10 protein-coding genes are annotated in these 8,227 nt (G+C 51.4%); all 10 read left to right on the top strand.

The window, feature by feature from the left end; genetic code table 11:
* The coding region (locus tag J7L64_04345; GenBank protein ID MCD6451571.1) for a hypothetical protein at window positions 1-246 on the top strand (246 nt) is incomplete at its 5' end.
* Between the two features lie 16 nt (window positions 247-262).
* Window positions 263-1,690 (top strand): S8 family serine peptidase, encoded by a 1,428-nt coding sequence (locus J7L64_04340; GenBank protein ID MCD6451570.1) that lies wholly within the window; start codon window positions 263-265, stop codon window positions 1,688-1,690.
* A 9-nt stretch (window positions 1,691-1,699) separates the two neighbouring features.
* Window positions 1,700-2,332, top strand: a complete 633-nt coding sequence (locus tag J7L64_04335; GenBank protein MCD6451569.1) for an outer membrane beta-barrel protein — start codon at window positions 1,700-1,702, stop codon at window positions 2,330-2,332.
* A gap of 17 nt (window positions 2,333-2,349) precedes the next feature.
* Complete coding sequence (locus tag J7L64_04330) at window positions 2,350-4,014, top strand: carbon starvation protein A (GenBank protein MCD6451568.1); 1,665 nt, start codon at window positions 2,350-2,352, stop codon at window positions 4,012-4,014.
* Window positions 4,015-4,029: 15 nt separating this feature from the next.
* Entirely contained in the window at window positions 4,030-4,974 is a 945-nt protein-coding gene (locus tag J7L64_04325; protein ID MCD6451567.1) for a transcriptional regulator, read from the top strand.
* A 56-nt stretch (window positions 4,975-5,030) separates the two neighbouring features.
* Window positions 5,031-5,555, top strand: a complete 525-nt coding sequence (locus J7L64_04320; protein ID MCD6451566.1) for a sigma-70 family RNA polymerase sigma factor — start codon at window positions 5,031-5,033, stop codon at window positions 5,553-5,555.
* A gap of 3 nt (window positions 5,556-5,558) precedes the next feature.
* Window positions 5,559-6,194, top strand: a complete 636-nt coding sequence (locus J7L64_04315; protein MCD6451565.1) for a zf-HC2 domain-containing protein — start codon at window positions 5,559-5,561, stop codon at window positions 6,192-6,194.
* Window positions 6,191-6,727: a periplasmic heavy metal sensor gene (locus J7L64_04310; protein MCD6451564.1), complete on the top strand. Its 537-nt coding sequence runs from the start codon at window positions 6,191-6,193 to the stop codon at window positions 6,725-6,727. The genes J7L64_04315 and J7L64_04310 overlap by 4 nt, the downstream gene beginning before the upstream one ends.
* Window positions 6,728-6,842: 115 nt before the next feature.
* On the top strand, window positions 6,843-7,529 hold the full coding sequence (gene ispD / locus J7L64_04305) for a 2-C-methyl-D-erythritol 4-phosphate cytidylyltransferase (protein ID MCD6451563.1): 687 nt from the start codon (window positions 6,843-6,845) through the stop codon (window positions 7,527-7,529).
* Complete coding sequence (locus tag J7L64_04300; protein ID MCD6451562.1) at window positions 7,526-8,011, top strand: 2-C-methyl-D-erythritol 2,4-cyclodiphosphate synthase; 486 nt, start codon at window positions 7,526-7,528, stop codon at window positions 8,009-8,011. The genes ispD and J7L64_04300 overlap by 4 nt, the downstream gene beginning before the upstream one ends.
* The last annotated feature ends 216 nt before the right edge of the window (window positions 8,012-8,227 follow it).

The raw sequence follows: 8,227 nt of genomic DNA, 5'->3' as shown, positions 1-8,227 counted from the left end.
GGGGATGTGGGTCCCAGGATGAGGGAGCTTTCCTTCGGCGCTGAGAAGTGGTTTAAAGGAAGAACGATAGCGGTGAGGGGTGGGGCGAGTTATAATTTCGCTTCGGACGATCCCTTGCTGTCCCGTTTTCTCGTTGCTGGTGGTTTAGGGCTCAGGGGGAGGGGGATGTTGTTCGATTTTTCCCTTTCTTACCAGAAGGGATTGGGCGATCTCGGTATGGGGTTCACCTTTGGCTATCAGTTTTAATGAAAGGGGGCGTTAGATGAGGTTTAAGGGAGAGGTGATCGCTTCTTTTGGTATATTGGTCTTTTCACTCCTTTTCTTCCTGCCTGTAAATGATGACGGGATTGCTCCTCCCAGACCACCCTTGGGGGGAAGGCTCTTTTTCAGAATGACAGAAGGAATTGGCTTTACTCCTCCTGCTTTTCCAGGGAGGGAGGCAGAGCTTTATGGTATGAGGATGATCCTTCATCGGGGTGAAAGAAGGTATGTCCCTGGTGAGGTGATCGTAAAATTTGTTCCCGAGGTAAGGGCTAAAGATGTGCAGAGGGTGGTGCGCCTGCTTGGAGGGAAGATCGAGAGGGTCTCGGAATACGCCGATTTCGAACGGGTGAAGCTTGCTCGGGGAGTGAAGGTTGAGGAGGCGGTTTCTCTCCTTAAGAAGAGGGCGGATGTGGTCTATGCCGAGCCAAATTACTATGTGTACGCTCATTTCACCCCTAACGATCCATACTTCAACTACCAGTGGCATTTTACCCAAATAGACCTTCCTGAAGGGTGGGACCTCTCCTTCGGTGCTGACCCAAGTGTAATTGTGGCGGTGCTCGATTCCGGGGTCGCCTATGAGGATTATAATGGTTTCGCTAAGGCACCGGACCTTTCCGGGACCAACTTTGTCCCCGGCTATGACTTCGTCGATCGGGACGAACATCCAAACGATGAAGGAGCGGGCTTCTTTGGGCACGGTACCTTCGTCACCGGGGTGATCGCGGAGACGACCAATAATGGGATGGGGGTGGCAGGGATCGCCTTCAACGCCTCCATTATGCCCCTTCGAGTGCTCAACTGGGCAGGAGAAGGAACCTTTGCCGATTTAGCGGAAGCGGTAAGGTTCGCTGTTCTAAACGGGGCAAAGGTGATAAATATGAGCTTGGGAGGTCCTGATTATTCCCAGGCGGGGAAGGATGCGGTCAGCTTCGCCTATCAGAATGGAGTGGTTCTGGTGGCAAGCGCGGGGAATGAAGCCCAGGCAACCCCAACGCCCGAGGATGTCGATTATCCTGCCCGCTATCCCGAAGTGCTGGCTGTTGGCGCGGTCGATTACAACAGGGAGGTCGCCCCCTACTCCAACCGGGGGGAGGGGCTTGATGTGGTTGCTCCAGGGGGGGACCTCTCCGCTGATGCCAATAACGATAGCTATCCCGACGGGGTATTAGCCCAGTCCTTTCTCGTGCCCAATTACACCAAGTTTGCCTACTATTTCGCTTCCGGTACCTCGGCAGCTGCCCCCCATGTGGCAGGATTGGCTGCCCTTCTCATATCCCTTTACGGGGTCGATGATCCCGCTGTAATCTATGACGCCTTTCGCTACACGGCGACCGATTTAGGCGATCCGGGCAAGGATAAGGAATACGGTTACGGCTTGGTGAACGCGAAGAACCTTCTTATTGGTCTTGGAATAAACAAATAGGGGGAAAAAGTGAAAAAGGTATTGGCAATAGGAGGATTACTCCTTATTTCTGTTTCTGCTTGTGCCTTTTCTTCCGGTATTAAGGGTATTTCCCTTTCCGGTAAGGTGGGTTATTCCTATCTTCTTTATGCCAAGGAAAGCTTCCGGGCAGTGACCGGTAGCCCTGGTGGCTTTATCTACGGCGCAGGGGCAAAGGTGGACCTTCCCTATGGCCTTTTTCTCACCGGAGGGGTGGACTATTTCAAAAAATCGGGAAGTCGGGTCTTCGTCTCTGGAAGCAAGATCTTCAGGACCGATATTCCGCTTACTTCCTCGATACTCGCGGTTACCGCTGGTGGAGGATATCAGTTATATCGGAAGGAGAAGTTCTCCCCCTATGTGGGGGGAGGGATGGGGTTCTTCCGTTACCAGGAGACCTCTCAGGCTAAGGTATCCATCCCCAAGTTTGAGATGAACAAGGTTAGTTTCTTCCTCCTTTTCGGATTGGAGTTTTTGAAGCGGAGCAGGATGAGTTTCTCCGTTGAGGGTAGATGGACCTATCTCCCCAATATGATTGGAGAAGGTGGGGTCTCCCATTACTATGGGGAGGATAACTTAGGAGGGATGAGCCTATTCTTTTCCTTCAATTATCGGCTTAAATAGCCTCAGCTCAAGGTGAGATGAACGCAGTCTTCATCGTTTTAATTACCTTAGCTTCGTTTGTTATCGCTTACTTTACCTATGGAAGGTTTCTTTCCCGCCGGGTATTCTCTCTGACCCCGGAGAGAAATACCCCTGCTGTCCTCGTGAATGACGGTATCGATTATGTTCCCGCGCCGAAGGAGGTCCTTTTTGGACATCACTTCGCCTCAATAGCTGGCCTCGGTCCGATAATGGGTCCTGCTATCGCAGTTATCTGGGGTTGGCTTCCTGCTCTTTTGTGGGTGGTTCTCGGCTCGATATTGATCGGAGGAGTACACGATCTCTCCTCGCTTGCCCTATCCCTTCGCTACCAGGGGCGTTCTATCGGGGATGCCAGTCGGGAGCTCATCGGCAAGCGTGCCTGGATACTCTTCCTTCTCATCATCTATTTCCTCCTATCCTTGGCGATGGGGGTTTTCGTCTATATCATCGCCATCCTCTTCACCGTGGGGGAGAATGGGGAAAGGATGTACCCTGAATCCATCGTTCCCATCGTCTCTCTGATGGGGATTGCCATCCTTATCGGGTACCTCATCTACCGACGAGGGGTGAAGATACTTCCCGCTACCTTGCTTGGGTTGTTTCTCACCTTCCTCTTCCTTTTTATCGGGGTAAACCATCCAATACTCTTTATATCTAAGGGAAACTGGGTTTTCATCCTCCTCGGCTATGCCTTTCTCGCCTCTGTCCTTCCGGTTTGGCTTCTCCTCCAACCACGGGATTATTTGAACTCCTTCCTCTTGTACCTTGGATTGATCCTTATTCTTCTCGGTGTTCTGGTGGCTCGTCCTGAGGTATCCGCGCCAGCCATCAATCGGGTGGGTGAGCTTCCCTCCCTTCTTCCCCTTCTCTTCATCACCGTTGCCTGTGGGGCGATATCCGGCTTTCACTCCTTGGTTGCTTCCGGGACCACCTCGAAACAGCTCGCCTCGGAAAGGGATGCCTTGTTCATCGGCTATGGCGGGATGTTGACCGAAGGGGTGCTGGCGATGCTGGTGATCGTCTCCTGTGTTTCCGGGCTCTCCCGGACTGATTGGCAGATCCATTATGCCTCCTTCGCCAAGGCAAACGCCCTTGCTCCCAAGTTGAAGGCGTTCATCGGTGGAGCAAGCCATCTTGTTTCCTCGGTTGGTCTTCCCTCTTCCCTTATCTCCACCCTGCTCGCGGTGATGGTGGTTTCCTTTGCCCTCACCACCCTCGATTCCGCAACGAGGCTCCTCCGCTACACCGTGGAGGAGCTGGGAAGGGGGGTCAGGGTAAAGGCGCTCACCAACCGCTATCTCTCTTCGATCATCGCTGTCTTATCCATCGCCTATTTTGCCCTGCTCAAGGTGGGGGGGAAGCCTGCCGGCTTAATTTTATGGCAGCTCTTCGGTACCACCAATCAACTCCTTGCCGGATTAGCCCTTCTCACCGTTTTTGTCTTTCTCGTCAAAAGAGGAAAACCCACTCTCCCCGTCCTTATTCCTATGCTTTTTATGATGGCGATCACCCTCTGGGCGATGTTCAACCAGCTCTTTCGATTCGCCTCTAAAGGGGAGAAAGCACCTCTTATAGTCTCCCTCATCATCCTTGCCCTCACTTTTTGGCTGATCGGTGAGGCGTTTTTTGTTATTATCAGGAAAAAGAAGCAAAACCCTTAAATTGATAAGGATGTGATGTCGCGAGCTGCCCGTCTTTTTAAAATCATAGAATTAATAAGAGGTTCTCCCCATCACAATGCACTTTCCCTGGCTGAAAAATGTGGGGTGAGCGAGCGCACCATCTATCGCGATATAAGCGAGCTCTCGCAGATAGGCATCCCCATCTACTTTGGCGAGAATGGATATCAGATAGAGAAATCCCGCTTCCCGATGGAACTTAAACTCTCCTTGGACGAGGTTCTCGCCCTCAAAGCGGTTGCCTCATCGGGATCCAACATCCCCGTATGGGGGGAGAAGCTCCGCTCAGCGGTCGCTAAAATCTTGGAAAGGGCTTTAGGAGGAGGGGATGTCCCCGATAAAACAGGGGTAGTCCATCTTCCTAAGGCTTATGTAAAGGATGAAAAAAGGATACGGGACATCTTCTTTCGATTAGAGCGGGCGATAACCTCACGAAAGAGGGTTATCTTCCGCTATTTAGCCATCGGGAGGGAGGAGCCGGTCCTCAGGAAGATCGATCCCTATGTGATTGTCTTCCGCCGTCATTGCTGGTACCTTCTGGGTTATTGCCATCTGCGGAAGGAGGTGCGCCTCTTTCGATTGGAGCGGATCTCCGATTTGGTGGAGACGGAGGAGCGCTTCCTCTACCCGCGGGATTTCTCCGTTGAGGATTATTTCTCCTCGTCCTGGGAGCTTTACCAGGGAAAACCTTGCCTGGTGAAGATCCGTTTTTCCAAAAGGATAGCCCCCATCTTCAGGGAAAGCCGTCATCATCCCACCGAAAGGATCGAGGAGCTCCCTGGAGGAGACATCGTCTATACGGTCAATGTCAAGGGGACGACCGAGATAATGCGTTGGATCCTCGGCTTCGGCAAGGATGCCGAGGTTCTGGAGCCCGAGGAACTGAGAAGGGATATAAGGGAACTCGCCTCCCATCTCCTCTCCATATATAAGGATGATTAAATTTCCTTTTTTAACATTTGAGGGATAATTCGTGTCTATATAGGTGAGGTAGCTCGGTGGATGAGAAGAAGCTGATTGCCGGTGCTAAGAATGGTGATGAGAGCGCCTTCGAGGAGTTGGTGAGAAGATATCGCAAGCCGATCTACCATCTCCTCTACCGTTTGGTAGCTGATTATATGGAGGCAGCAGATTTAACCCAGGAGGTATTCGTTAAGATGTGGCAGAAGCTTTCCAACCTAAGAGGAGAAGGGAGCTTTAAAAGCTGGCTCTACCGGATTGCGGTGAACGAGGCGAAGAACCACTTTCGAGCGAAAAAAGGGAGGAAGTGGGTTCCCCTTTCCCCGAAGCTTCCTGCTCTCGATAACCCGGAAAAAAGCACCCTTGCTGGCGAAAGGAAAAAGGCGCTCCTTTCCGCGGTTGAGAGGCTTCCCGAGAAGCAGCGGATATCCCTGGTACTTCGGGTATGGGAAGGTATGGATTTTGCCGAGATAGCCGAGGTTATGGGCTCTTCGGCGGCTACTGCCCGGGCAAATTATCACTTTGCCCTGGTAAACCTTAAGAAGATCATTAAAAAGAGGTGAGAGATGTTTCGTTGCATCTTCTTCCGTAAAAAACTTGCCTCCTATCTCGAGGGAGAGCTTTCCGAGCAAGAGAGGAAGAGGGTGGAGAACCATTTAGAGGGATGTGAGAGATGCCGGAAGGAGCTTTCCTCTCTTAAGGAGATTCGTACTCTTCTCTCCAAGAAGCCATCTCCACCTCCCTTTCCCTATTCGGAGGAGCAGTTTATGGCATCCCTTTGGGATAGGATGAGGAAGGAGGAGCGGGTTTCCCTTCTTGCCCGTGTTCCCCGGTTTGCTGCAGTAGCCTCCCTTGTTGCCATCTTCTTCATCATCGGCTTTCTCTGGCTCACTTCTCCTCATCCCCAACCCAAGGTAGAGGAGGTGGGGGATTTCATTCAGCTGACCGATATCACCGTTCCTCTTGAAGATGTTATCTCTCTGGTTGATGAGGATACCCTCCTTACCGAGATAGATAACGAATTGGCTGATGGTGAAGCCGAACTCTACCAGTTCTACCTTGAAGAAATATCAGCGGTTTCCGGTCCCCAGGTGGTGGTTGCCCTTGCCGGTTTATCGGAAAGCGATTATGAGAAGCTGGTGAACGAAACCGCTGATGCCTTAGCTAAAGATTTATTTCCCAAAATGGAGGAAGGAAAATGAGAAAGAGGGTTATTTTACTTAGCTCCCTATTTGTGATCGGGGCTTTGATGGCGGGGGCGGTCTTTACCTACGCCCAACCGAAGCAGATGATGGCGAGAAGGAGCGAGCTCAGAGAGAGGATGCGGATGCTCAGGATGTGGCGGCTCACCGAGTTTTTAAACCTCGATGAGAAGACCGCTGCCCGGTTCTTCCCCATCTTAAACAGGTACGACAACGAGCGTGAGAACCTGATCAAGCAGAAGAGGGAGACGCTCCTTAAGCTGAGAGAGGCACTCCGTGCCGAAAAAACCGATCCTAAGACCCTTGCCAAGTTGGTGGATAAAGTAAACCGGCTGAACGATGCGTTCATAAACCTCTCCCGGAGGGAACAAGCCGAGCTTTCCAAGGTGCTCACCCTGGAACAGCAAGCCAAGCTCCTTCTCTTCAAGAGCGAATTCGAAAAGAGATTGGGACAGATGGTCAGGCGTTCCTTTAGCAAGCGTCGCAATATGAGGAATCCTCAGATGAGGAGGAATATACCGCCAAGGCAGTAGTGGCTCATTACTCTTGCTCTGCTTTATGCTCCCTTTTGGGTAGCTCGCCCGGAAGGGAGCGATTTTTATTTCCTTGACTTCAGCTGAGTTAAAGTTATAAATTGTTTTCGAAAAGATGGGCAAGGTGATCGCTATTATCCCGGCAGCAGGGAAGGGAATCCGCTTAGGTAAGGGGATCCCCAAAGCCTTTCTCGAGGTGGCGGGAGTGCCCCTTATCGTTCATACCCTCCTTAGGTTTGAGAAATGCCCTGATGTGGATGAGTTGATCGTGCTCGTTCATCAAGACTATCTCGAACGATGCCGGGATCTTTTTCCCTCGTTCAAGCTTAAGAAGGTGAGGAAGGTCCTCCCCGGAGGGAAGGAGAGGATGGATTCGGTGAGGGTAGGTCTTTCTGCTCTTCCTCCGGATACGGAACTGGTGGTAATCCACGATGGAGCGAGACCCCTCGTTTCTCCCTCCCTCATCAGCCAGGTGGTGGGAAGGGCGAGAGAGGTGGGATCAGCTATTGCCGCCATCCCTCCGCTGGATACGATGAAGGAGGTGGAAGGGGGATACATCCTTCGCACGGTTGATCGAACGAGGTTGGCAAGAGCGCAAACCCCTCAGGCGTTTCGCTACCAGATCATAAAAGAAGCCTATAAGAGGGCGGATAAAGAGGGCATTTCCGCTACCGATGACGCCTCACTCGTTGAGGTGATGGGGGGGAGGGTTGCTATCGTTCCCGGTAGTTACCTCAATATAAAGGTTACTACCCCCGAGGATCTGAAGATGGTTGAACTTCTACTCAAGGAGGGGGTATGAGCGAGTTCAGGGTAGGAATAGGTTACGATATTCATCCCCTCGTTCCTGGAAGGAAGCTCATTTTGGGAGGGGTGGAGATAGCTTTTGAGAAGGGGCTTTTCGGGCATTCCGATGCCGATGTCCTCATCCATGCAATAATGGACGCCATAATCGGCGCATTGGGGTTGGGGGATATTGGGGAACACTTTCCCGATTCCGATCCCACTTATAAGGATATCTCAAGCCTCATTCTTCTCTCCAAGGTGGAGGAGCTTCTTTCTTCTTCCCGTTTCCGGGTGGTGAATGTCGATTCGGTGATCATCGCCGAGGCGCCTAAACTTTCCCCTTACATTGGCGAGATGAGGAAGAAGTTAGCCTCTGTGCTCAAGGTTGAGGAGGAGAGGATAAACATCAAAGCAACCACCAATGAGAGGATAGGTGATATCGGTGAGGGGAAAGCGATAGCGAGCCAGGCAGTAGTGCTCTTAGTGAGTGAAAGTTAAAAAGCGTGGTAATGCTGCTATAAATAATTGGCGTATCTGGAACTCCCCGAAGTGAAATTTGGGTGTAAGGTGCAAGATACTGTGGTCAGATACGCTCTTTATGTGAAGTCCACATCAAAACCTTTGATAAATTAACGGTGTGTTGTATTCGATCTCAGTGATCTTAAACTGATAGACACTGAAATCTCCGGTTTTCAGGTTCCAGACGGCTTTTCC

The sequence above is a fragment of the Acidobacteriota bacterium genome, assembly GCA_021161905.1.
In the GTDB taxonomy this organism is placed as follows: domain Bacteria; phylum Acidobacteriota; class B3-B38; order Guanabaribacteriales; family JAGGZT01; genus JAGGZT01.
Note: the sequence above shows the minus strand (reverse complement) of the source record. Positions and strands in the feature narration are given on the sequence as shown.

Coding starts and splice junctions, on each gene's coding strand:
- J7L64_04310 (MCD6451564.1), top strand. CDS start 6,191: ATGAGAAAGAGGGTTATTTTACTTAGCTCCCTATTTGTGATCGGGGCT.
- ispD (MCD6451563.1), top strand. CDS start 6,843: ATGGGCAAGGTGATCGCTATTATCCCGGCAGCAGGGAAGGGAATCCGC.
- J7L64_04330 (MCD6451568.1), top strand. CDS start 2,350: ATGAACGCAGTCTTCATCGTTTTAATTACCTTAGCTTCGTTTGTTATC.
- J7L64_04325 (MCD6451567.1), top strand. CDS start 4,030: ATGTCGCGAGCTGCCCGTCTTTTTAAAATCATAGAATTAATAAGAGGT.
- J7L64_04315 (MCD6451565.1), top strand. CDS start 5,559: ATGTTTCGTTGCATCTTCTTCCGTAAAAAACTTGCCTCCTATCTCGAG.
- J7L64_04300 (MCD6451562.1), top strand. CDS start 7,526: ATGAGCGAGTTCAGGGTAGGAATAGGTTACGATATTCATCCCCTCGTT.
- J7L64_04340 (MCD6451570.1), top strand. CDS start 263: ATGAGGTTTAAGGGAGAGGTGATCGCTTCTTTTGGTATATTGGTCTTT.